Origin of the sequence: Paraburkholderia phosphatilytica, assembly GCF_003443895.1 — a bacterium.
In the GTDB taxonomy this organism is placed as follows: Bacteria; Pseudomonadota; Gammaproteobacteria; order Burkholderiales; family Burkholderiaceae; genus Paraburkholderia; species Paraburkholderia phosphatilytica.
Genome location: NZ_QQOA01000013.1, coordinates 12412 through 35832 on the forward strand (window position 1 = coordinate 12412; position 23421 = coordinate 35832).

Annotated in this window: 20 protein-coding genes; 7 read left to right on the top strand and 13 right to left on the bottom strand. The window is 65.4% G+C overall.

The genetic code is table 11. The features are described 5' to 3' along the window. Nucleotides 1–7: 7 nt before the first annotated feature. From DVS29_RS15960 to DVS29_RS15970, 3 genes are all read left to right on the top strand, one after another. On the top strand, nucleotides 8–1048 hold the full coding sequence (locus tag DVS29_RS15960) for an aldo/keto reductase (RefSeq protein ID WP_118181442.1): 1041 nt from the start codon (nucleotides 8–10) through the stop codon (nucleotides 1046–1048). Continuing rightward, nucleotides 1048–2502 carry an NAD-dependent succinate-semialdehyde dehydrogenase gene (locus tag DVS29_RS15965; RefSeq protein WP_118181443.1) on the top strand — a complete coding sequence of 485 codons (1455 nt, stop codon included), beginning with the start codon at nucleotides 1048–1050 and terminating at the stop codon, nucleotides 2500–2502. Before DVS29_RS15960 ends, DVS29_RS15965 begins: the two co-directional genes overlap by 1 nt. Nucleotides 2503–2619: 117 nt before the next feature. After that, nucleotides 2620–4029, top strand: coding sequence for an MFS transporter (locus tag DVS29_RS15970; protein ID WP_205962462.1), 1410 nt, complete (start codon nucleotides 2620–2622; stop codon nucleotides 4027–4029). A 10-nt stretch (nucleotides 4030–4039) separates the two neighbouring features. On the opposite strand, the gene DVS29_RS15975 is transcribed toward DVS29_RS15970, so the two are convergent. Further along, the gene (locus DVS29_RS15975) at nucleotides 4040–4885 is read right to left on the bottom strand and encodes an oxidoreductase (protein ID WP_118181444.1); all 846 of its coding nucleotides are present in this window, start codon (nucleotides 4883–4885) and stop codon (nucleotides 4040–4042) included. Nucleotides 4886–5225: 340 nt separating this feature from the next. Here DVS29_RS15975 and DVS29_RS15980 point away from each other — a divergent pair, with 340 nt between their 5' ends. Beyond that, nucleotides 5226–5999 (top strand): SH3 domain-containing protein, encoded by a 774-nt coding sequence (locus DVS29_RS15980; RefSeq protein WP_118181572.1) that lies wholly within the window; start codon nucleotides 5226–5228, stop codon nucleotides 5997–5999. A 146-nt stretch (nucleotides 6000–6145) separates the two neighbouring features. On the opposite strand, the gene DVS29_RS15985 is transcribed toward DVS29_RS15980, so the two are convergent. Then, nucleotides 6146–6934 carry a substrate-binding domain-containing protein gene (locus tag DVS29_RS15985; RefSeq protein WP_420816115.1) on the bottom strand — a complete coding sequence of 263 codons (789 nt, stop codon included), beginning with the start codon at nucleotides 6932–6934 and terminating at the stop codon, nucleotides 6146–6148. Nucleotides 6935–6993: 59 nt separating this feature from the next. Next, nucleotides 6994–7866, bottom strand: coding sequence for a LysR family transcriptional regulator (locus tag DVS29_RS15990; protein WP_118181445.1), 873 nt, complete (start codon nucleotides 7864–7866; stop codon nucleotides 6994–6996). A 143-nt stretch (nucleotides 7867–8009) separates the two neighbouring features. Between DVS29_RS15990 and DVS29_RS15995 the strand changes: the two genes are divergently transcribed. Then, a complete protein-coding gene (locus DVS29_RS15995; protein ID WP_118181446.1) occupies nucleotides 8010–8966 on the top strand; it encodes an AEC family transporter in 957 nt (318 codons plus the stop codon). 41 nt (nucleotides 8967–9007) lie between these two features. Here the strand turns inward: DVS29_RS15995 and DVS29_RS16000 are convergent, their stop codons facing one another. Continuing rightward, complete coding sequence (locus DVS29_RS16000) at nucleotides 9008–10669, bottom strand: tannase/feruloyl esterase family alpha/beta hydrolase (RefSeq protein ID WP_118181447.1); 1662 nt, start codon at nucleotides 10667–10669, stop codon at nucleotides 9008–9010. Further along, nucleotides 10666–11775 carry an OpgC domain-containing protein gene (locus DVS29_RS16005; RefSeq protein WP_118181448.1) on the bottom strand — a complete coding sequence of 370 codons (1110 nt, stop codon included), beginning with the start codon at nucleotides 11773–11775 and terminating at the stop codon, nucleotides 10666–10668. The genes DVS29_RS16000 and DVS29_RS16005 overlap by 4 nt, the downstream gene beginning before the upstream one ends. 379 nt (nucleotides 11776–12154) lie before the next feature. Here DVS29_RS16005 and DVS29_RS16010 point away from each other — a divergent pair, with 379 nt between their 5' ends. Further along, on the top strand, nucleotides 12155–13756 hold the full coding sequence (locus DVS29_RS16010; RefSeq protein ID WP_118181449.1) for a peptide chain release factor 3: 1602 nt from the start codon (nucleotides 12155–12157) through the stop codon (nucleotides 13754–13756). Between the two features lie 44 nt (nucleotides 13757–13800). Here DVS29_RS16010 and DVS29_RS16015 read toward each other — a convergent pair whose 3' ends face one another. From DVS29_RS16015 to DVS29_RS16025, 3 genes are all read right to left on the bottom strand, one after another. Further along, on the bottom strand, nucleotides 13801–14928 hold the full coding sequence (locus tag DVS29_RS16015) for a hypothetical protein (RefSeq protein ID WP_124800656.1): 1128 nt from the start codon (nucleotides 14926–14928) through the stop codon (nucleotides 13801–13803). 129 nt (nucleotides 14929–15057) lie between these two features. Next, entirely contained in the window at nucleotides 15058–16080 is a 1023-nt protein-coding gene (locus tag DVS29_RS16020; RefSeq protein WP_118181451.1) for a transporter, read from the bottom strand. 111 nt (nucleotides 16081–16191) lie between these two features. Further along, nucleotides 16192–16638, bottom strand: a complete 447-nt coding sequence (locus DVS29_RS16025) for a lipocalin-like domain-containing protein (RefSeq protein ID WP_124800657.1) — start codon at nucleotides 16636–16638, stop codon at nucleotides 16192–16194. 247 nt (nucleotides 16639–16885) lie between these two features. Here DVS29_RS16025 and DVS29_RS16030 point away from each other — a divergent pair, with 247 nt between their 5' ends. Continuing rightward, nucleotides 16886–18370, top strand: a complete 1485-nt coding sequence (locus tag DVS29_RS16030; RefSeq protein ID WP_118181453.1) for an alkaline phosphatase family protein — start codon at nucleotides 16886–16888, stop codon at nucleotides 18368–18370. 89 nt (nucleotides 18371–18459) lie between these two features. Here the strand turns inward: DVS29_RS16030 and DVS29_RS16035 are convergent, their stop codons facing one another. From DVS29_RS16035 to DVS29_RS16060, 5 genes are all read right to left on the bottom strand, one after another. Further along, nucleotides 18460–18846 carry a hypothetical protein gene (locus DVS29_RS16035; protein WP_118181454.1) on the bottom strand — a complete coding sequence of 129 codons (387 nt, stop codon included), beginning with the start codon at nucleotides 18844–18846 and terminating at the stop codon, nucleotides 18460–18462. A gap of 1437 nt (nucleotides 18847–20283) precedes the next feature. Then, nucleotides 20284–20856 carry a hypothetical protein gene (locus DVS29_RS16045; protein WP_118181456.1) on the bottom strand — a complete coding sequence of 191 codons (573 nt, stop codon included), beginning with the start codon at nucleotides 20854–20856 and terminating at the stop codon, nucleotides 20284–20286. Between the two features lie 16 nt (nucleotides 20857–20872). After that, nucleotides 20873–21469: a hypothetical protein gene (locus DVS29_RS16050; protein WP_118181457.1), complete on the bottom strand. Its 597-nt coding sequence runs from the start codon at nucleotides 21467–21469 to the stop codon at nucleotides 20873–20875. A 49-nt stretch (nucleotides 21470–21518) separates the two neighbouring features. Beyond that, nucleotides 21519–22067: a hypothetical protein gene (locus DVS29_RS16055; protein WP_124800658.1), complete on the bottom strand. Its 549-nt coding sequence runs from the start codon at nucleotides 22065–22067 to the stop codon at nucleotides 21519–21521. A gap of 302 nt (nucleotides 22068–22369) precedes the next feature. Then, nucleotides 22370–23239, bottom strand: a complete 870-nt coding sequence (locus DVS29_RS16060; RefSeq protein WP_118181459.1) for a LysR family transcriptional regulator — start codon at nucleotides 23237–23239, stop codon at nucleotides 22370–22372. Nucleotides 23240–23421 lie beyond the last annotated feature (182 nt).

The following is a 23421-nucleotide window of genomic DNA, read 5'->3' on the forward strand; positions in this document are numbered from 1 at the left end:
AAACAGCATGGAATACGTTCGCCTCGGCCAATCCGGCCTGAAAGTGTCGCGGCTGTGCCTCGGCACGATGAACATGGGCACGCCGCAGTGGAAGCCGTGGATTTTCGATGAAGCGCAGAGCGAGCCGATCGTGCGCCACGCGCTCGAAGCCGGCGTCAACTTCATCGATCTCGCCGACTTCTATTCGACCGGCGTCGGCGAAGAGGTGGTCGGCCGGATCCTCAAGCGGCTCGCGCGCCGCGAGGAGATCGTCGTGACGACCAAGGTCGGTTACGACATGGGCGCTTACCAGAACGCGGGCGGCCATTCCCGCAAGCACGTGATGGACGGCATCGACGGTTCGCTCAAGCGGCTCGGCATGGACTACGTCGACATCTACATGCTGCATTACTTCGATGTGAATACGCCGGTCGAGGAAACGATGGGCGCGCTCGACGACATCGTTCGCGCGGGTAAGGCGCGCTATATCGGTGTGTCGACGATGTACACGTGGCAGTTCGCGAAGATCGTGCAGGCTTGCGAGCGCAACGGCTGGCACAAGCCCGTCAACATGCAGCTGCAGCTCAATCTCGCGTACCGCGAGGAAGAGCGCGAGATGATCCCGTACTGCATCGACCAGGGCGTGGGCGTGTCGGTATTCAGTCCGCTCGCGCGCGGTCTGTTGACGTGCGAGCCGAAGTCGAACCGCAACCAGACCGACTTCTTCACCGCGCAGATGTATGGCGACGATGCGTCGGCGGCGATTGCGGAGTCGGTGGCGCGTGTGGCCGCGGCGCGCGGCGTGACGGCGGCGCAGATCGCGCAGGCCTGGGTGCTGCAGCGCGACGGCGTGTCGAGCATGCTGGTTGGCGCAGATTCCGCCGCGCAGTTCGACAGTGCATTGCAGGCGCTTGCCACCAAGCTTGGCGACGACGAGCTGTACGAGCTCGAACGCAACTACACGCCGTGCGACCTGATCAACGACTACACCACGGGCAAGCGGATTCCGCGAGTGGCGCGTGTCGCGCAAGGTGTGTTCGGTGAGCCGACCCTGGAGCGTGCAGCGTGATGAACAGCTCCTACGCAAAAGACCTCCTCCGCACCAGCCACTACATCGGCGGCGAATGGCACGCGAGCTCGGCGACCTACACCGTCCGCAATCCCGCAACCGGCGAGCTGATCGCCGACGTCGCGCAGGGCGGCGCGCCCGAAGCGCGGCACGCAGTCGACGCCGCATCGCGAGCGTTCCCCGCATGGCGCGCGCTGACCGCGAAAGAACGCGGCGCCCGCGTGAAGCGCTGGGGCGAGCTGATGCTCGAACATCGCGATGCGCTCGCCGAACTGCTGACGCGCGAGCAGGGCAAGCCGCTCGCCGAAGCGCGCGGAGAAGTCGCCTACGCTGCGAGTTTTCTCGAATGGTTTGCTGAAGAAGCGAAGCGTCAATACGGCGACGTGATCCCCAGCCCGAGGCCGGATTCGAAGATCATCGTGCAGCGCGAACCGGTGGGTGTCGTCGCGGCGATCACGCCGTGGAATTTTCCGCTCGCGATGATCACGCGCAAGGCCGGTCCCGCGCTCGCGGCGGGCTGCACGATGGTGCTGAAGCCGTCGGAGGAAACGCCGCTGTCTGCGTTCGCGCTCGCCGTGCTCGCGGAACACGCGGGCGTGCCGGCCGGCGTGTTCAACGTCGTGTCAGGCGATGCTGCCGCGATCGGCGACGTGCTGACCGCGTCGCCCGTCGTGCGCAAGCTGTCGTTCACGGGCTCGACGCGCGTCGGCAAGCTGCTCGCGAAGCAGTCGTCGGACACGCTGAAGAAGCTGTCGCTCGAACTCGGCGGCAACGCGCCGTTCATCGTTTTCGACGACGCCGATCTCGACGCCGCGGTGCAAGGCGCAATCGCATCGAAGTTCCGCAACACGGGGCAGACGTGCGTGTGCGTGAACCGCTTCTACGTGCAGGACGACATCTACGACGCGTTCACGTCGGCGCTCACGCGCGCCGTGCAGTCGCTGCGCGTCGGCAATGCGTTGACCGGCGACGTCGAGCAGGGTCCGCTGATCAACGAGGCTGCGCTCGCGAAAGTGGAGCGGCACGTCGAGGACGCGACGCGCCACGGCGCGCGCGTGCTGACGGGCGGCAAGCGCCATGCGCTCGGCGGCACGTTCTACGAACCGACCGTGCTCGCGGATGCGAACCCGTCGATGCTGCTCGCGAACGAAGAGACCTTCGGGCCGGTCGCCGCGTGCTTCCGCTTCAACACGGAAGCTGAGGCGCTCGCGGCCGCGAACGACACGCCGTTCGGCCTCTCTGCGTACTGCTATACGCGCGATCTCGGCCGCGCGTGGCGCGTCGCGGATGGACTCGAAAGCGGCATGGTCGCGATCAACGACGGAATCCTCTCCACCGAGGTCGCGCCGTTCGGCGGCGTGAAGGAATCCGGCCTTGGGCGGGAAGGTTCGAAGTACGGTTTGGACGAATACACCGAGCTCAAGTACGTGTTGATGAGCGGCCTCGCGCGCTGAGCGCGGTTCCGCTTGCCGTCCGCTCCGGCGTCCGCGCCCGGAGCGGGGCGGCGCCGCATCGACTACCGGGCGGCGTGTGAAGCAGCGCGCGGCGATTCATAAGATCAAGGAGACAGCGTGAGCAATCACGATATTCAGGCAAGTGCACTGGAACTCGCGCCGAGCGCGGGCCGCATTGGAGCGGCGATGCCGCATGGCGGTCGCGTTTCGCTCGACGACGCGCCGCTTAAACCCTTTCACATCAAGATCGCCGGCCTCACGTTCGGCGCGCATTTCACCGAAGGCTACACGCTCGGCACGATCGGCTATGCACTCGGATCGCTGAACCGGCAGATGCCGCTGGATCCGTTCTGGATGGGCATGATCGGCAGTTCGGCGCTGATGGGTATCTTCGTCGGCAGTCTGGTGTTCGGCTGGCTGTCGGACAAACTCGGGCGGCAGAAGATCTTCCTGCTCAGTTTCCTCATCATCACGCTTGCCGCGTTCGCGCAGTTCGGTGTGTCGTCGCCCGCTATGTTGTGTGCGCTGCGCGTGCTGATCGGCTTCGGCATGGGCGGCGACTTCGCGGTGGGTCACGCGATTCTCGCGGAGTTCTCGCCGCGCCGGCATCGCGGCGCGCTGCTCGGTTCGTTCAGCGTGGTGTGGACCGTCGGGTACGTGATCGCGAACGTGCTCGGCATGCAGTACGCCGATGCGGCGCCCGACGCATGGCGCTGGCTGCTGGCATCGGCGGGTGTGCCGGCGTTGCTGGTGCTGATCGCGCGGATCGGCACGCCGGAATCGCCGCGCTGGCTTGCCGAGCATGGCCGCATCGAGCAGGCGAAGGCGATCGTGCTGCGTTACTTCGGCCCGAACGTCACGCTCGATCCTCATCACGGTCATGAGCACGGTCACGAGCACGGCTCGTCGGGCGGTGGCTTCGCGCGGCTGTTCCATCGCGACCTGATCCGCCGCACGATCTTCAACTGCGCGTTCTTCGTGTGTCTCGTGATTCCGTACTTCGCGATCTACACGTTCCTGCCCACCATCCTGAAGGCGATTCACCTGAACGAAGGCTTCGGCGCGGACTTCCTGCTGAACGGCTTCCTCGTGCTGGGCGCATTGCTCGGCATCTGGCTGACCATCAAGCTGTCGCGGCGCGCGTTCCTGATCGGTTCGTTCGCGGTGACGTGCGTGGCGCTGCTCGCGCTGAGCCTTCTGCCCGATTCGGCGACGCTCGCGATGATCGCTGCGTTCGGCATCTTCACGCTCACGATGTCCGCGTTCTCGAATCTCGTCGGCGTGTTTCCGCCCGAGTGCTTCCCGACCGAAGTGCGCGCGTGCGGCGTCGGTCTCGCGATTGCGGCGAGCCGGCTCGGCTCGGCGATCGGCACGTTCCTGCTGCCGATCGGCATCGCGAGCTTCGGCTTCCATTCGACGATGCTCGCGCTCGCCGGCGTGCTGCTCGCCGGCATGATCGTGTCAATCGCGTGGGCGCCGGAGACGAAGCACCTCACGCTCGCGCAGGCGAGTTGCGAAGACGCGTGATGGCTTCCGCCTAGTCGGGAAAATCCGCGCCGACGGTCGTCGCTTCCCATGCATCGAAATCGCGCTGCAGCATCTCGAGTTTCTTGCGCGCGATGTCGAGCGCGGCTTTGCCGAGCAGCAGACGCAACGGCGGCGTGTCGGACAACGCCGCATCGATGATCGCCTGCGCGCCGCGCACCGGATCGCCTGCCTGATGGCCGCTGCGCGCCTTCGACGCGCGGCGGCGTTCACCCGCGGTCGCATCGTAGTCGGGAATCTGGATCGCCGAATGCTTGATCGACGGGCCGGCCCAGTTGGTGCGGAACGGGCCCGGCTCGACGATCAGCACGTCGATGCCGAGCGGCTTCACCTCCAGCGCGAGCGACTCCGAAATGCCTTCCACCGCGAACTTGGTGCCGTGGTAGTAACCCGTCGCGGCGAAGCTGTTCAGACCGCCGATCGACGACACGTTCACGATCAGGCCGCTCTTCTGCGCGCGCATCGTCGGCAGTACCGCCTTCGTCATGTCGATGAGACCGAACACGTTGGTCTCGAACATCGCGCGCACCTCGTCGTCTTCGCCTTCCTCGATCGCGCCGAAATAGCCGTAGCCCGCGTTGTTCACGAGCACGTCGATCGCGCCGAAATGCTGCTTCGTCTTCTTGACGACGTCCGCGATCTGTTCGCGGTTCGTCACGTCGAGCGGCAGCACGAGCGCGCGGTCGCCATAGCCTTCGGCGATATCCGCCGCTTTCGATGCGTCGCGGGCGGTGATCGTCGCGCGCCAGCCGCGCTCAAGTACGAGTTTTGCTAGCTCACGGCCAAAGCCGGTCGAACAGCCGGTGATCAGCCACACGGGATTGTCTCGTTTCATCATCGCGGAAACTCCAGTGCTGGTTTCGGTTACAAACAGGCAATGCGGCCAGGAATACGCGCGGTATGGTGTGCGTTCTACTGTCAACTGCGCGTCGGCACGACACTCGACACAGCGTAGGTCAAATGCGTCGAGCGTGCAGGCAAGCGGGCTGTTCCGCGCAGACGTGTCGGCGAAGAGCAGGCCTCGTGCGTTGAATGAAGAAGCAGGCGCGACATGCGTTCCGGTCGGTTGCGAAGGCGCTTTTAGCGTCGATCGGACGCGGCGGCCGGGCAGCGAGCGTAGTAACGAGATGTAAAAGGCTCGCTGCGCGTTACAACAAACTCATCCAAAGGGAGGGATGATGCGAAAGCGGTTTATTGGATCGGCGCTGGCCGGTGCGATCGCGCTGTCGATGCTGCCAGGCATCGCATCGGCGCAGGCGCAGGCCTTCACGAATTCGCCGGTCAACGTGTACGCAGGTCCCGCGCAGGACTACCCGGTCGTCGCGCAACTGCCTGACGGCACATCGGTCGGCGTGAACGGCTGCGTCGAAGGCTATACGTGGTGCGACGTGGAAGTGCCGGGCATGCGCGGCTGGGTGTATGGCGGCTCGCTGTCGTATCAGTACGAAGGCGGCGAAGTGCCGATCATGGGCTATGGACCTTCGCTCGGTCTGCCGATCGTCGTGTTTTCGATCGGCTCGTACTGGGGCGATTACTATCGCGACCGGCCGTGGTATCACGACGAAGGGCGCTGGCGGAATCACCCGCCGCCTCCGCAGGGACCGCCGCCGGGCTATCGGCCGCCGGGCCCGGTGCCGGGACGCGGTGTGCCGCCTCAGGTGCATGGTGGTCCGCCGCCGCAGGAGTATCACGGCGGTCAGCAGCAGGAGTATCGCGGCGCGCCGCCGCAGGGGCAGCAATACCACGGTGGGCCGCCTCCGGGGCAGCAACAGCAGTACCACGGTGGGCCGCAGCCGCAGCAGAACCATGGTGCGCCACCGCCTCAGCAGCAGTTCCATGGCGGACCAGCGCCCCAGGCGCAGCCGCATGGCGGACCGCAGCCTGAGCATGGCGGCGGCGGTGGTGGCGGCGGCCACGAGCCGGTGCGCCAGGAGAACGGCGGCAATCACTGACGCTGTGCGCACCGCGCCATAACCAGGTGCGGCAGGCGCGGCAGATGCGCAAAGAGAACGGGGCGACCGGATGAGCGGCCGCCCCGTTTGTCTGGTCGATGCGTTTGAAGCGCGGCACCTGAAGCGCGTGCCGCGCAATGGCATCGCTATTTCACCGGATCGAGCCCGGTCTTCACGACGTCATCCCGCGCAGCCGGCGAAGCGAGATACTCGAGCAGGGCCTTCGCTTCTTCCGGATGCTTCGCGCCCACCGGAATACCGCCCGCGAAGCGCGTGACCGACTGCACCTGCTCGGGAATCTTGCCGACGAATTCCGCGCCTTGCACCGGCAACAGTTCGCTCACCTGCTGGAAGCCCAGTTCGTACTGACCGTTCGCCACCACCGACGCCACCGGGATCTTCGGCACCATCGTCGCGCGGCCTTTCATCTGGTCTTCGATGCCGAGCTTCTTGAACAGCTGCGCCTGGATATAGACGCCGCTCGCGCTGTCGGAATACGCCACCGACTTCGCATGCAGCAGCGTCTGGCGCAATGCATCGACGCTGCCGATATCGGGTTTCGGCGCGCCTGCTTTCACCGCCATGCCGATGCGCGAATCCGCGAGTTCCACCCGCGAGCCGGGGATCACCTTGCCTTGCTTGATCAGATCGTCGAGCGCGTAGCCGACCATGATCACGACGTCCGCCTCCTCGCCACGCGCGAGCCGGTTCGGAATCGCCTCGGGCGCTTTGCCCATCGACGGTCCCCACGCGGCGACGAGCGTGTTGCCGCTTTCTTTCTCGTATGACGGCTGCAGCAGCTTGTAGGCGGCCGTGAAGCCGCCTGAATTCATCACGTGCAGATCGACAGCTTGAGCGCTAGCGGAGGCGAGCAGCGCAAGGACCGCAAGCGCGGTCGCAATCTTTCGTGACCACGATGTAGCAGGCATGTTCATGAGCCGATGTCTCCGTGTGTTGTCGTGAATCGTGAATCGAATGGAATCGGACAGAACCGCTAGCCTCGCACAATTCGCAGGAACTGCTCAAGACATGGATTGCGGCTATCGGTCTTCCACACCAGCAGTTGCTCGATGGTGGGCGCATTCGCGAGCGGCCTGAACACGACGCCCGCGAACTGCGACTTGCGCATCGACGCCGGCACCAGCGCGACGCCGACGCCTTCGTCGACGAGGCTCAGCACCGTCTGCTGAAGCTGCACCTCGAAGCGGATGTCGGGCTCGAAGCCGCCCGCGCGGCAATGCTCGACGATGGCCGAGCGCAGCGTGGGCGCAACCTCTTCGACCGCCATCACGAACGGCTCGCCGGCCAGTTTCGCAATGTCGAGCCGCCTTGCTCGTGCACGCGGATGCGCGCGCGACAGCGCCACGCACAGCGGCTCGCGCAGAATGGTCTGCGTGACGAGGCGGCGATCCTGTGCGCCCGGAAACATGATGGCGGCATCGATCTCGCCGTCGAGCACCTTCGCTGCGAGATCGTTCGACACCACTTCGCGCAGTTGCAGCGTCACGTCCGGATGCGCGGCGCCGAATGCGCGCGCATAGCCCGGCACGACGCTGTACGCAGCGCACATCGTGAAGCCGATCGTGAGCCGGCCGATGTCGCCATGTGCGGCCGCCTGCGCGTTCGCCGCCGCCTGGCCGAGCGATGCGAGGATCGCCTTCGCATCCGCATAGAACTGCTCGCCCGCAACCGTCAGCGTGACGTTGCGCGGATTGCGCTCGACGAGCGTCACGCCGAGCGACGCCTCGAGCGCGGCAAGCTGGCGGCTCAGCGGCGGTTGCGACAGGTTCAGCAGCGCCGCCGCGCGGCCGAAATGGCGCGTCTCGGCGAGTGTCACGAAATAGCGTAGCGGTTTGATGTCGAGCATGGCGGCACGCGCGTGTATCGATGTTGTGCAGCGCTGTTTTTCAACGATGCAGAAAAGGTATGGATAAGACCTGAAAACGGAATTGGATTGTATCGCTGGTAAGCGTTACCGTAGATGCTCCTCGCCACCTTGCACCTGCTACCGTGTTTTCGACGTTCACCATCCTGCTGCCCGTATTCGGCCTGATTTTCGCGGGCTTCGTGTGCCGCCGCCGCGGCCTGCTCGGTCACACCGCCGCATCGGAGCTGAACAAGTTCGTCGTGTGGCTGGCGCTGCCCGCGCTGCTGTTCGACATCATGGCGCACGCCACCTGGCAGCAGCTCGATCAGCCCGCGTTCATCGCCACGTTCTCGATTGCGTGCGCGGCGCTGTTCGTGCTGACGCTCGTCGCACGGCTGATGGGCGGCCGGCATCTGGCGGACGCGAGCGTCGATGCGATCGCGGCGTCGTATCCGAACACCGGTTATATCGGCTTTCCGCTGTGCATGATCCTGTTCGGCACCGCGAGCCTCACGCCGACGACCATCGCGACGATCCTGGTTGCGTGCGTGCTGTTCTCCGGCGCGATCGTGCTGATCGAAGTGGGGCTGCAGACCGAACGCGCGCCGCACAAGCTCGGCCTCAAAGTGCTCGCGGCGCTGCTGCGCAATCCGCTGATCGTGTCGCCGATCGTCGGCGCGCTGTTCGCCGCGACGCATCTGCCGGTGCCGCAGAGCGCGGAGACCTTCCTCAAGTTGCTGGGTGGCGCGGCGAGCCCGTGTGCGCTCGTGAGCCTCGGGCTCTTTCTCGCGGAGAAGCGTTCGAGCGACCGGCCCGCGCGCCCCACCACGCAACGCGATTCATTCGTGCTGACCGCGGTGAAACTGTTCGTGCAGCCCGCGCTGACGTGGTGGCTCGCGGCGCGCGTGTTCGCGCTGCCGCTCGCACTGGTGGAGATGGCGGTGGTGCTGGCCGCCTTGCCGACCGGCACCGGGCCGTACATGCTCGCCGAGTTCTACCGGCGCGAAGCGGACGTCACATCCCGCACCATCCTGCTCTCGACGATCGGCTCGCTCGTCACGTTATCGGCGTTGCTGCTGTTCGTGCGGCATCCCGGCTGATCATCGGCGCGACGAAGCGCAAAATGCAAAGCACACCGCGCTCACGAAGTCGCGCACGTATAGCTGCTCGCCTGGTTCAGATTGCCCTTGCCGAGATAGCGCGGAAATGCCGGATAACGGCAGAGCGGCCGCGTGCGGCCGTTGGTGCTTTGCGCGATATCGGTCACGAGCAGGGTTTCCGGCGCGATGCCGTGCGTGACCCAGTCGTCGAGCGCGCCGAGCAGATCCACCGACGGAATGAACACGCCGTTGCCGTGCTGGAAGCCCGGCACCATGTAGAGCCGCATGAAACTCTCCACCCGCTCTTCGCCATAACGCGCGATGAGACCGTTGTAGTAAGCAATGGTCTGGTTCGGGCTGATCACTTCGTCGGCCAGGCCTTGCAGCGTGATCAGCTTGCCGCCGCGCGAGAGGTAGCGCGAGATGTCGGGATTCATCGCGCCGATCGTCGCCGATAGCGTGAAGAGCCGTTGCTGGTAGCGGCCAGGATGCATGATGTCGAAGTTCGACGAATCGAACGTCGGGTCATGCGTGACGAAGTATTTGATGTAGGCATCGCCCTGCGCGAACAGATAGCCGTTCGGCACGAACGCCGGCTGCGGCAGCCGCTCCGACGAATGCGCGAGCCCCAGCATGCTGGTGAAGCGCGTGCCCTGAAACACGTTGTAGCCGCGATAGCTGTCCGTATTCCACGCCAGCGCGTAAGGCAGATGCAGGCCGTCGCGCAGCGCTTCGAGGGTGGCGAGTTGCGGCGGCGTCAGGCAGTCCTCTGAAGATGAGGGCGGATTCTGCGACGCCGGGCAACGCAGCGACGCGATGATCTCCGGTTCCTTCGCGCGGCACGCTTCGACATTGCTGATGAGGCCATCGGCGGCGCCATCGAGCGCATCGCACACCTGCATCGTGCGTTCGTACACGTGTTCGAGCAGTTGCGGCGACACATAACCGCCGTGCGTGCGGTATTCGTCCTGTCCTACCTCCACGCCCAGCAGCCGCACGCCGGAGAAGTTCAGCGCGGGTGCGTTCGCGATCACGCCGTCGTAGTCGTCGGGGTAGCGCTGGATCACCGTGTAGCCTTCGCGGCCGCCCGTCGAGCCTCCGGCGAAGTACATGTGTTCCGGCGGGCGTCCGTAGCCGCGCACGATCAGCGCGAGCGCCACGTCGTGCGCTTTCTTCAGGTGCGCGTAGCCGAAGTTGGTGACCGCTTCGTCGAGCAGCCCGAAGTTCGCTTGCGACGAGCTGCCGTTGTGGCCCGAGTCGTCGCCGAAGGTCGCATAGCCGCGCGCGAGCGGCGCGCGATCCGGCGAAAACGGCACCGGTCCTGTGCCTGTCACGACGACCCCGCTGTAACCGCCGCCGCCGAATTGCAGCGCGCGGCCGTTCCAGCGGCTCGGCAGGTTCAGCTCGAATCGGATGTCCGGCGTGCCGGCGGTCTGCGCGCGGATCACGCCGGTCAGGCGGCAGTAGTCGCCGTTGAGGTTGTTGGTCGCGATCGCGGAGATCATCGTGGCCGTCTGCACGAGCGCGCCGTTGGTCGGCAGGCCGATGCTCGCGGCCGGCAGCAGCACGCCCGCGAGGTCGGTGCAGTGCAGCGGCAGAGGTGGCGCGTGCTGGGCGGAAGCGTGGCCGCTGGCGGTCAGTGCCGATGCCGCGAAGCCGATCGCCTTGAGTGCTTCGAAAGCGCTGCCGCCCCGCCGGATCATCCGACGCCGGCGCCGTTGACGGCCGCGCGCGCCTTCTGCTGGCCGAGCATGCCGCGCCAGGCCTTCGCGAGCATCAGCGTCGCGCCGATGGCGACGAAGTCGCCGGCGAGCGCCGCCGCGAAGGCCGCGCCGCCGTGCAGCGCGCGCGGCGTCGCGGTGTCGACGAGCACCGAGATCAGCGTCCCGCCGACGAAGCAGACAAGCCCCGTGCGGCCCACGGTCACGACCGACGGCAGCCATGCCGCGAGCTTTGCGATCGTGCCGCGATGGACGAAATACGCCGCCACCATCGCGATTGCGATGAAGTTGACGACGCGGGAAAACGCCAGATGCTGCTTCATGGGCCCAGGCAACGGTTGAGTCAGAACGAACAGCTTCACGGCCGCGAAGGCCGCCACGGCTGCGAACGCCATCCAGACCAGCCAGCGCGCGGTGTCCGACGCCTTGAAACTGGCCGGCAACGGATGCAGCCGGCTCAGCATGCCGAGCACGAACATCAGTTGCCATGCGAACGGATTGAACGACCAGCTGGCCACGTCGTTCGCGCTGAACAGTGCGGCAAGCTGCGGCGCGAGCGCCCAGATCAGCAGGCTGCAGGTCAGCGCGGCGAACGGCGCGCGGCGTGCAAGCGGCACCGCCGCCGGCACGCACAGCGCAAATATGACATACATCGGCAGCACGCTCGACAGATACGGCTGACGCGTCAGGAACAGGACGTGGAATGTCTCGCGTACCGGGTGCATCGCGAACAGCGCCCAGCCGCTCTCGTCGGCGGCGGGCTGGTTCAGGTGCAGCAGCGCAAGTAGCGCGCCGGACAGCAGCGTCAGCACGGCGGTCAGCAGGTACGCGCGGTAGATTTCCCAACTGCGCCGGAAGAACCGCCCTTTCGCGGCGGTGACGCCGCGATGCGCAAGCACGGTCATATAGGCCGCCGCCGAAGCGTAGCCGCCAAGAAACACGAACACCTCGGCGGAATCGCACAACGCGTAGGTGTGCAGCATCACGTGCGACAGCGCGCTGCCGGGAATGTGATCGAGCACGATCACGATCAGCACGAGGCCGCGGAAAAAGTCGACTTCGATCGAACGCCCCTGACGGGAATCCATGTAGTCCTCGCAGGCATGCCGGCCGCATGGATCAACCACGTTGGCCGGTGAATGAAAGGTGAGGCAGGCAACTCGACAGGCTCGTCGCGCCGCCTCTCGTCCTACGAGTTAACCCCGCATGCAACGTTCCCCGTTCGATGCGCGCTCAACCCTTTAAATGCGCTTTATGGTCGGGTTGCCATCTGGCTGCCATCGGCGTGTCAGCTTCGGACGGTTTCGGCGCCGTCCGCCGGATCGCGCGATGCGATGCCAGGATGCTTGCCATGCGTCCGGGGATTTTGGTCCGGCCCCTTGCCGCGACGTGTATCATTCGTCCGCCGCCGCTGCCCTGACGGGCGTGGCCGCCATTTCACCGTGTCCCCCGTGATTCCCAGCCCCGATGTCAGTTTCCGAACTCAAACGCCGCCGTACCTTCGCCGTCATTTCCCACCCTGACGCGGGTAAAACCACGCTCACCGAAAAGCTGCTGCTGTTCTCGGGCGCGATCCAGATCGCGGGTACGGTGAAGGGCCGCAAGAGCAACCGCTACGCGACCTCCGACTGGATGGAGATCGAAAAGCAGCGCGGCATTTCCGTCGCCAGCTCGGTGATGCAGTTCGAATACGGCGACGCGGTGATCAACCTGCTCGACACGCCGGGCCACGAGGACTTCTCGGAAGACACGTACCGCGTGCTGACGGCGGTGGACGCCGCGGTGATGGTGATCGACGGCGCGAACGGCGTCGAAGCGCAGACGCTGAAGCTGCTGGAGGTGTGCCGCAGCCGCAAGACGCCGATCCTGACCTTCATCAACAAGCTCGACCGCGAAGTGCGCGAGCCGCTCGAACTGCTCGACGAGATCGAGCAGCATCTGGGCGTGGCGGCCGTGCCGTTCACGTGGCCGATCGGCATGGGCAAGGAATTCCAGGGCGTCTACGACGTCCAGCGCGACCAGGTACGCGTGTTTCGCGCGGGCCAGGACACGATGGGCGGCGCGGTCGAAACGCTGACGGGACTCGATGACGAAGAAGGCACGAAACGTTTCGGCTTCCCGTGGACGCGCGCGATGGAAGAGGTCGAGCTGATCACCGGCGCGACCCCGACCTTCGATCGCGACGCGTTCCTCGCGGGCCAACAGTCGCCGGTGCTGTTCGGCTCGGCGATCAACAACTTCGGCGTGAAGGAAATTCTCGACGCGCTCGTGGATCTCGCGCCGCCGCCGTCCGCGCGGATGACGGTGCAGCGTCCGGTTCAGCCGGAAGAGCCGAAGTTCACGGGCGTGGTGTTCAAGGTGCAGGCGAACATGGACCTCGCGCACCGCGACCGCGTCGCGTTCATTCGCGTCTGCTCGGGCCGCTTCGAACGCGGCATGCAGCTGAAGGTGACGCGCAACAACAAGACGTTCCGCGCGAACAACGTGGTGAGCTTCCTGTCGCAGCGCCGCGAGACGGTGGCCGAGGCGTACCCTGGCGATATCATCGGTATCCCTAATCATGGCACGCTGAGTCTCGGCGATACGCTGACCGAAGGCGAAGACCTGCAGTTCGTCGGCCTGCCGTTCTTTGCGCCGGAAATTTTCCAGACGGTGGAAGTGGTGGACCCGATGCGCGCGAAGCAGCTCGGCGAAGCGCTGAAGCAGCTGGGCGAAGAGGGCGCGATCCAGGTGTTCCGCCCGATGCACGGCGGCATGATCATTCTCGGCGCGGTCGGTCAGCTGCAGTTCGAAGTGGTGTCGCACCGGCTTTCGGCGGAATACAAGGTCGACGTGCGCATGGCGCCGGCGCGCTACCGGATGTCGCGCTGGGTGACCTGCGACGACGCGGCCGAACTGCGCCGCTTCACCGATTCCTACGCGGCGCGGATGTCCTACGACGCGTCGGATGCGCCCACGTATCTCGCTTCGCACGTGTCGGAGATCGAGGTCGCGCAGAAGGCGTGGCCGAAGATCCATTTCAACGAGCTGCGCGAGCGCTCGGGCGCGCCGTTCAAGAAGGGCATGTAACGTAACGAGAGCGAGGCTGCGGAATGCAGCCTCAATCTGCAGCGTCAATCCGGAATCGGAAAGCGCCGCTTCAAGTCCATCATCAGCAGTCGTTTGCTTGCATCGGCGGGCTTGTTCTGCGCGCGAAGCAGGTTGTCGGCCAGACCGGCGATCTTGTCGAGCTTCGCGTCGCCATTCGTTTCGGACGCGATGCCCGGCACGTCGGGATGGTTCGCGATCGCGCCCGATACCCAGTCGTGAAGACCGGCTGAAACGTCTTTGGCGGGCGCCGGCTTGCCGTATCCCATCTCCGCGCGCATCGCGAGTTGCGCCTGCGACATCGTTGGTCCGATCCTCGCGATCGGCACCAGCCCCACTTTCGAGATCGCGCCAGGGTTGATCTTCTGTTCGCCGTCGTCGCTCTTGATGAAGTCGCCGTTGCCGACGTGCGACTGGTGATTCGCCGAATCCCACGCGATGCGGTTGACGTTGTGCGCTTCCTGCAAGCCTGCCCGCTTCGGCACGACGACCGCGAACATCACGTTGTTGCGGTCGGGCATCACGTAGCTGTCGGTGGGGTGATTGGTCGTATAGAGGCCTGGCCCATCGATGTTCATGCCCGCCACGCCGCCGCCCTTGCCCTGATGCTTGTCGGCGGAAAAGCCTTCCTTGCGCAGCGACTCCACGTTGTCTTCTGACGTGACGTGATAGCCGAACACGTCGATCGGGCCGTGCGTCGCCTTCAGCTGGTGGTTGATCGCCGTTTCGATGTGGGCGGCTTCTTCGCTCGACGGAAGATGCGACAGCATCGGCAGCCCGGGAATGTCGACGACCTTGCCGCCCAGCGGCGCGGCGTCGGCACGCGTCGCGTGAGAGACCGCGTGCGTGCCCTGCGCGCCCGTGATCGACGAGTCGCCGTGGGCGACAGGCTGTTCCAGCGCGTGATCGTCCTTGCGTTCAGTTCGGGCAGGCAGATCGGCGGTCAGTCTGAACTTCTTCGCCGACGGTTGAGCGACGGTGGCATCTTCCGGCGACCGGCTCCGCGTACGCGAAAGATTCAGCAGACCCGACAACGCCTGCACCGGCTGCTGCCGCGACGGCGCGGTGTCGACCACCCGCCCTTGTTCGGGTTGCCGTTCGGATGGCTGGATCGAAGCGTCTTGAGGCGGAGTCGTGTGATCGGTGCGCAGCATCGTCGCCACCCTGTGGGCGAATAGGTGTCGATGCATTGTGAAGCCCCGGCCGACGCAGCGGAGCGACACATGCGAACCGGTCTGCGCGCACCCGAAGCTTTCGCGAGCCGCGCGGGCGGGCTGGCGACACTAGCGGTCGCCGCGCCGCCGGAACGTCCACCATGCGGCCAACGTGGTGAAGCTCGCGACGATCATGACCATCAGCCAGAAGCCGTGCCGGTTCTCCGCGAGCGGAATGCCGCCGACGTTCATCCCGAAGAAGCCCGCGACGATATTCATCGGCAGCGCGATCACCGTGACGAGCGTCAGCGTGAAGAGCGTCCGGTTGTTCTGCTCGTCGAGCCGCGACGTGATCTCTTCCTGCAACAGCTTGATCCGCTCGACCAGACCCGCCAGGTCCGCGAGCACCACCGAGAACTCTTCGGTCGATTCGCGCAGTTCCTGCACGTCTTCGGATAGCAGCCACGCGGGTGGTTTCGCGAGCAGACGAAAGATCGAACCCGGCTCGGGCGCGAGCATTCGCTGCAAGCGCGTGAGCGTGCGGCGCATGGTGCTCAGCTGGTTGCGGTTCGCGGTGGGGCGCTCGGACAGGAAACGGTCTTCGAGCCGGTCGATGTCGGTGCTCGCGCGCCGCACGATATGCATCATCAGGTCCGCCTGATCGCGCAGCAGGTGGATCAGCAGCTCGGCCGGCGAACGGAAGCGCTCGCCCTGGCGCACGCTCTCGCGCAACGTGTCGATCGAACGCAGCGGTTTCGACCGCGCGGTCACGATTAGCCGGCGATCGACGTGTGCCCACATCGTTGCGATGTCGGAGGCTTCGAGATCCATGCTGAACATCACGTCGTTGACGACGGCGCGCAGCGTGCCTTCCTGCTGCTCGATCCGCGTGGAGTGCGAGCCTTCGCGCAGGAATTCGTAGAACGTCTCGGGCAGGTCCAGATGCGCGCGCATCCAGCGCTCGCTGGCGCTGTGGGCCAGATTGAAGTGCAGCCATACGAATCCGTCCTGTCCGGTATCGTCCGCTGCCGTCCACTCCGCGGCGGCATCCGCGTCGAGCGGCGTGCCCACCCGATCGGGCGCGAAGCGGAAGCCGCACACCATACCGGACGTATCGGCGCCGTAAGTCTGAATGATCATCTCGGGTTTCATCGCTCGCTCCGCTGTATCCGCTGTACTCGCTCGATGCGAAGCTTACGATATCAAAACGGAAACCGGATGACTGTAAGGCGGGGCGCTCGATCCGGGCGAACTCCGGGCGACCTACTCGACCTTGACCCAGGCCAGTTCGGACACGCATTCGTTGCCGGTGACCGGGTTCCTGGCGGGCAGCGTGCTGATGGTCAGCCGGTTGCCGTCGACCGTGAACCGGCGCACCTGGATCGTTCCGGTCCACGCCTGGTTCCACGATGCGTCGACGCGGTGGCTGACCTCGTCGCCGGCGATGCTGTAGGTACCCGCGTACGAACACAGCCCTTTGAAGAGCTCGATGCGCTCGGCGTCCGTCGGAACGAGATCGGCCGGCGCCGTTCGCGTGCCGTCGAGCACGATCGCGTACATCCGGCCGTCGGAACCGTAGTTGAGATAGCCGGTTGGATGCGCGCCGAAGAGCTGGCTCTTCTCGCCCGTGGCGATGTCGGTGGTCGTGAAGGACTGCAATTGCCACGTGCCCAGCAGCACGCTGGCGTCGCTCTGTTGCGCTTGCTCCATCGCTTCCTCCGATCCGTGCGGCACATCGTACGCGGCGTGTTGCAACGCCGCCCCTCAGGCTTCGTCGACGCTACTCGCAATCGCTCGCGGGGGCAACGCTTCGCACACGCATGGGAGACCGCTTCGCCAGGAATGCGCATTGCTCGGGGTCGCATGCCATCTGCCCGAGCTAGCGAACGTACCGCGCGGTTCAGGAGCGAGGCACAAGCGGACGGTCAGCGCCGCGTTCGACCTTGGGAGACGGGTGATGAAAGACGATAACAACACACATAACCACGCACCTAACCACTATGACCGCCGTCGCTTTCTCGCGGGCGTCGCCGCGGTTGCAGGCAGCGTCGCCATCGCGGGTTGCGGTGGTGGAGGGTCGGGCGGCGCCGGCGACGATACGCCCGCGCCAGGGGTGGCCGATGTGCCTTCGCCGGACGGCGCCGATCGATACAGTCTGCCGCGACCGGCGTTGCCCGATCCGGCGAGCTCCGGTATCGACCACATCGTGCTGGTGACGATGGAGAACCGCTCGTTCGACCATTTCATGAGCTGGGTGCCCGGTGCCGAAGGGATGCCCGCGAACCAGCAGTTCACCGATGCTTTTGGCGCCACGCATGCGCCGTTTCTGCTCTCGGCGAATTCGTCGTACGGTTATCAGGCCTGCGCATACCAGGACCCGAATCACAGCTACCAGGGCGCGCGCACGCAACTCGCGTCCGGTGCGATGAACGGCTGGCTGCAGACACCCGGGACGAGCCAGGTGCAAGGCGACCTGCTGCCGATCGGCTACTACACGTCGACGGACGTCGAGTTTTTCAACGCGGTCGCGAGCAACTACACGATCGGCGATTTCTATTTCAGCGGCATCCTGACCAGCACGTTTCCGAACCGCCTGTATCTGCACAGCGGCGCGACGGATCGTCTCGACGACAGCCTCGGCACGTCTTCGCTGACGACGATCTGGGACAACCTCAGCGCCGCGAACGTCGGCTGCAATTACTACTATCACGACGTGCCGTTTACGTCGCTGTTTGGCACGCGCTATCTGGGCATTTCGCACCTGTTCTCGGATTTTCTCGCGGATGCGGCGGCGGGCACGCTGCCGCCGTTCAGCATGGTCGATCCGTCATTCGCCGGCGAGGAAGAGGGTGTGTCCGGCGACGATCATCCGCACGCGGACATTCGCAACGGCGAGGCGTTTCTCGCGCAGGTCTACAACGCGCTGCGTACGGGCCCGAACTGGAGCCGCACGTTGATGATCGTCGTGTACGACGAGTGGGGCGGATTCCTCGAACACGTGGTGCCGCCCGTCAGGCTGATCAGCAAGAACGAATACGCGCTCGGCAACGACGGCAAGCTCGGATTTCGCGTGCCGCTCGCGCTGCTGGGTCCGCGCGTTCGTGCGGGCACGGTGACGCGTTATCCGTTCGATCCGAGTTCGATTCACGCGCTTCTGCAATGGCGCTTCAACCTCGCGCCGCTCGGCGTGCGCGGCAGCGATTCCGCGACGTTCAACCTCGCATACGCGCTGGATTTCAGCGACGCGCCGCGCACCGACGCGCCCGCCATCACGGTTGCGCAAGGTCCATTCGGCGGATTGTGCGCGGGCGCCAGCGCGCCTGGATCGACGAGTTCGCCATCGGCTATCGACCAGTCGCAACTCGCCGTCAACCCGACGTCGGACCGCCTGGCGGACCTTCGCGCGAAGGCTGCGGCTTTGGGATTCCGTACGGGAAGCTAGCCTGGCGCGGCGTGTCGCGTTGCATCGATCGTGCGCGCCGCAAATGTCGGCGCGCACGCCCAACGGCCGTTACAACAGGACACATCTGGCTACTGGTCGTTATCGGAGCCCTGACCCGCTGCCTGGCTCTCGCTCCAGTCTGTTCGTGCGCGTTGCTCGATCGCCGTGGCTTCGGTGCTGCCGGCGTCCATCGATGCCGCGTCGCCTGCGTTGTGCCACGCGCACTTGTACGCATGCCGTTCGAGACAGGCTCGCGCGGTATTCAGCGCCGCGTCGCGCGCCTGTTCGCGTGAGCGAAGGTCCTCGCGCAGCGCGAGCGCTTCGTTGCCGGATGCGCCTGCGTTCAGCGCGCGGTTCAAGGCAGCATGTGCGCCCGTCAGATTGTTTTCCTCCAGATCCGACCGGGCGGCAGCAAGCTCGGGCGACGCTGCGCCGTTGCCAGTTTGCGCATGCTCGGGCGGGGCCATCGCAGCCATAGTCGGAGCGGACTCGGATGGCTGATACGCGCGGTTGTTGGCGTATTGCGGCGATAACGTTGGAGGCGCTGGCATCTGCCGCTGAACAGCCGGCGCCGGCGCGGAAGGCCGTTGAGCCGTACGCATGGATTCGCGCTCGTGTTCGCGATTGTGCTCGCGTACTCGCGGCGCCGGTGCAGAGGATTGCTGAGCAACCTGGGGTGGTGCCGTTGGCGCGGCCGGTGCCGGAGCGGCGGTTTGTGCGGTCGGCGCTGCGGGTGCAGGGGCCGCCGGCGCAGGTGCGGTCGGTGCAGGCGCGGCGGCTTGTGCCGTTGGCGCGGGAGCAGGGGCCGCGGGCGGCGTGGCTGGCGCTACCGGCGCAGGCGCGGCAAGCTGCGTGGCGGGTGCTGCCGGCGCCGCAGGCTGCGACGATTGCGAAGGCGATGCCGAAGCCCACGAGTTCGAGGGCGACCCCATATCTACCGGGCGCGACTGAGATTGCTGCTGCGGCTGCGGCTGCGACGGAGCAGGTGCCTGGTTGTCAGCGGTTGCCTGGGCCGGCGGCGGGTTTCCTTGCGCAGGCGGCGGGCTGTTTGGCGCTTTCGAATTCGCTCCTGGCGCGATGCTGCCGACCGACGAGTGCATCGCCGCTTCTTCTTCGTTGCCTGATCGATTCGCCTGTCGCACGAACACCATGATGCCGGCGAACACGAGCGCGAAGACAACCAGCGCGATCCCCGCGTTGACTTTCGGACCCCATCGACGCGTGCCGGTCCCGCTTTCGTCGCCATACATTCCGGCCCGCACATCCGCGAAAAACGGGTCGGGTTCCGGAGGTGGCATGGGATTGCCGGCCGGCTGCTCCGTGCGCCCAAAACCCGGCTCCGTGCGCCCAAACCCTGCCGAATGGTCCGCCGCTGCGCCCGCACTCGCGCGCGTACCCGCGCCTGCACCCATGGCAGCGCCCGCACCCATCGCAGCGCCCGCACCTGCGGCAGGGCTCGCGCCCGCACGCGTACCGGCACCTGAGCTCGCGGCTGCCGGGGCACCCGCACCCGCATGTGCGCCCGCTCCCGCCGGCGACGCAAAAACACTGCCGCCACAGTAAGGGCAAAACGAAGCCAGCGCGGACAGATGACTGCCGCAGTAGCGACACGTGGTCGAACTTCTAGAGTTTGAATTTGGGGTATTCATGGCAGTTCCTGCGGGCGCTCGTGCTGCCGAAATTGCAAGGTGATCGGCAGTCCGTACGTCGACAGTCGCCCGTCAAAACGTACATCAAGGAATGGGGCAACGTCATCGCCAAACGAAGGCGGCTTGCCTGGATCATCAGGCAAGGGTAGCGGTGTCCGCCTGGCACATGTCCGTCAAAATGTAATATTTCGTTATTCGATCCGGCATCGTTTACGCGAGCAAGGCGCGTTCCCGGGCGGCGGCGTACGAAGTGTCAGTAGTCGGTCAGTAGTGAACGGACAGGGGTTCCGGATAGTTTTGCGTGAGCGGATACGTGCTTTCCGGCGTCCAGCCTTCTCCCGGCGTGACGGGAGGCACCGAGGGACTGCTGCCGAGCGTGAAGCAGCTTGCTCCCGGCGGTCCATACGAGTGAGCCGTGAGCGTGCTGGAATCGCTGTCCGGCGCGATGTACACCGTCGCGACGGCTCCAACTCTCAACGTCAGGGAAGGCCTGACGGGCGTGGCGCCGACGATGATGGGCGGCCCGCTGCAATCGGTCGAGAGGTAGGACGGGAACGAATCGACTTCGTTGCCCCATTGATACTGGCTGGCGGAAAACTCGTCGTTGGCATTGGTCGTGCGGCTGAGCGGCACCACGACGGTTGCGTGATTCGCGACGATCACCGTGGCGACCGTGTCTTGAGCGTACCCGACCAGCGGCCCGACATAGTGTCCCTTTGCATCGAACACTTTGAGGTTGCGTTGATCGTCCTGGTTGCCGGGATCCTGACCATCGCCGCCGTGGGCGAGCGAGGTCAGACACAGCATCAGCAGCGCAGCGACGTGTGCATGGCGCATGTTCACTCTCCTTCGATCAGCGGCGCCCACGGCGGTCGTCGATGCGTACGGTAAGCGGCTCGGGATAGTTCTGGCTGAGCGAGTACGTGCTGGCCGGCAACCAGCCGGATACCGACGACGTGATCGGCGAAACTGCGCAGCCGCCGTTGTTCGCCTGTTCCTGCGATGGGTTCTGGATCGAACTCGAGTAGGTGTCGGGCGCAATGTACGCGATGGTTTCCGTACCTGTTCTGACCGTCACCGAGGGTCTGGCAGGTGCCGCATCCCCGGTGCCGATATACGTCGTGCTCAAGATGATGGGCGGTCCGCTGCAGTCCGCCGTCGGATAGTTGATGAATGGGCTGCTGCTGGTCCACGCGAATTTCGACGCCGAGTAATGGCCGCTGGACGAAGTCACGCGGCTGATCGGCACGACGATGATCGCGCCATTGACGACGATCACCGTGGCGATACTCTGGTCTACGAACGAAACCAGCGGACCGACATACTTTCCCTGAGAATCGAACACGGCGAGCGGCCCGCCGGGGCCGTCCGCGGGGCTGTCCGTGTCGGCGCCGAATGCCGAAGCGGCAACGCAAAGGGCAAGCAGGGCAGCGACATTCACGTAGCGCATTTCACCTCTCCTGTTCCGGCGGCCGGACTGCGGAAACGACACATGTCGCTCAGTAGTGAATGGACAACGGCTCGGGATGATTCTGCGTGAGCGGATAGGTGCTTTGCGCGAGCCAGCTCGGCGTGGGTGAGCCCTGGCCTGTGCACTGGCCGTTGGGCGGGGTGGGCATCGAATAGACGTCTCCGGCGATATACGCCGTCGCAACCGTTCCGGATCTGACGCTGAAGGATGGCCGGAGCACCCCGGGGACGATGAGCGCATTGATGATGGGCAGGCCCCGGCAGTCCACGGTCGGAGGGGAGGCGATCGCGGAGAGTGTGCTCGCCCATTGATACTGCGACGCGGACACCTGGCCGTTCTGCGAGATGCGACTGATGGGCGCCACTATGAGGGTGCCGTTCGCATGGACCACCGCGCCTATCGTGATCTGATCGATCGGCACCAGCGGCCCGACATACTTGCCCTGGCTGTCGAACACTTTCAGCACATGCTGGCGATCGCGATGCGATCCATCGGGGTCCTGGTCATCGCCGGCGTGCGCCAACGGACTCAAACCAAGACACACGGCAAGCAGCACAGCGACCTGTGTTGGGCGCATCTTCCCTCTCCTGGTCTCGCGGCACACGAGACGACATGCCCTGGCGCATGCGCTGAGGGCAAAGCAACGCCTCGCGTGATCGCGATGAACCTGCAAGGCGTCGGTTGGTATGTCGGGGTGAAGAACGGCTGTCGCTGCTTGGGCGGGATTGTCTCAGGCCGCGTGAACTGCGGGTCCCTGAGTCAGATGATTAACCATAGTGCAGCGCATGCGGACTTTCAAGCGCATGCAAGCGATCGCTTGCTTAGCGCGTTTAGCTGGCTTAGCGGACCTAAAGACACGCGCGGCTAGCCCGAACACTGTCACGCCAGTTTCATCGCCTCTTCACGCAGCCACGCCGCGAACGCCTGCACGTATTCGAGCGTGGCATGGCGCGGCGGGATATCGAGCCAATAGCCGTACGGCCCGATCACCTCGACGTCGGACATCCGCACGAGCGAGCCGTCGCTCAGTTCCTCGACGATCATGTTGTAGTCCACCACCGCGAGGCCCGTGCCCCTGCGCGCGGCGCGGATGGCCTGGTCGAGCGTCGAGAACTCGATGCCGTTTTCGGCGTAGCGAGTGGGCTTGCCGGCACTCGCGAGCCAGTCGGGCCACAGGTTCAGACGCGCGTCGTTGTGCAGCACGTGCAGCGCGGGCAGATGTTCCAGCAGTGCATCGAGCGGTTCGCTCGCGAGCTTCGGCGCACCGACGAGCGTGTGCCGCTCGATCATCAGCCGCTCCGAATGGCCTTCCGGCTGCGCGTCGCGGCCGAAGCGGATCACGCAGTGGCAGTCTTCGCCGGGCGTCGTGCGGATCGACAGCTCGACGTCGGGCAATGCCGTTGCCAGCAGACCGAGCCGCGACGAAAACCATTGCGACGCGAAGGTGGGCGGCAACGCGAGCACGAGCCGCTTGCGGCCGGCGGCTGTGGTGATCTGCCGCGTGCCGCGTTCGAGCGTGTCGAACGCTTCCGATACGCACGGTAGCAAGCGTTGCCCGGCCGGCGTCAGACGCACGCCCTTGTGATCGCGCTCGAACAGCTTCGCGCCAAGCGCGTCTTCGAGAATCCGGATCTGCCGGCTCACCGCGCCCTGCGTCACGCACAACGCGTGCGCCGCCTTGTTGAAGCTCATGTGGCGCGCGGTCTCCTCGAAGAAGCGCAACGCAATCAGGGATGGCAGGCGGCGCATACGAAGCGTCCTTCATGGGCGATAGGATTCGATGGCTCGATGCGGGCGGACGCGGTGAAAGTCCGCAACGTTGCATCAGCGCGTTGCGCATCGTACGAAAATCCGCGCCGGGAAGGAACAGATTTCAGGCTGCAGTGGCGCGCGTTTCGTCTGCTTCTCCGCTTTCGCCTATCCTGTGGGCT